1 protein-coding gene is annotated in these 490 nt (G+C 60.8%); it reads right to left on the reverse strand.

Translation table 11 applies throughout. The features are described from left to right. Positions 1 to 174: 174 nt before the first annotated feature. On the reverse strand, positions 175 to 490 hold a 316-nt coding region (locus AX708_RS21020; RefSeq protein WP_233999591.1), incomplete at its 5' end, for a hypothetical protein.

The raw sequence follows: 490 nt of genomic DNA on the forward strand, positions 1-490 counted from the left end.
GCCCTCGTCCCGAAAGCGGCCATCGTATGCGACGGTCCTCACCGGACGCTTACGGACGAAAGCCCCGCACAAAGTTCAAGCCGGCGCTGATCGTCGCGGTAAGATTGGGCTCAAAGCTTGCCGCGATCCAAAGGATTGCCCTCAACCCGGGAGGGCGCGGTCATGCCGGCAAATTCATGCTCGGAAGCCCGGGACAGGCCGCCTGGTCACCTCCATTGAAAGCGTTCGGTGTTCGGTTGGGCCGAGATCTGTCAGGCACGGATCGCAGAATTTCAGGCATCGCCGGATGCGGTTGACCCATTCTTGAATGTGAACACCCCCGATGACCTTCGCGCTGCCGAGCAGGCATCTGTCGCGCACAGAACCGAAATCGGACCGCCATAAGCTGATACATTCCCCAACATCCGAGCGCTTTAATGACCGGAATGGGGTCGGTGCACGAACCCGCTTCGCGGGAGTGTCGCTGGCGGCGAGGGTGATGTAGAACGAC

The organism is Erythrobacter sp. CCH5-A1, assembly GCF_001557115.1.
Lineage (GTDB): Bacteria > Pseudomonadota > Alphaproteobacteria > Sphingomonadales > Sphingomonadaceae > Erythrobacter.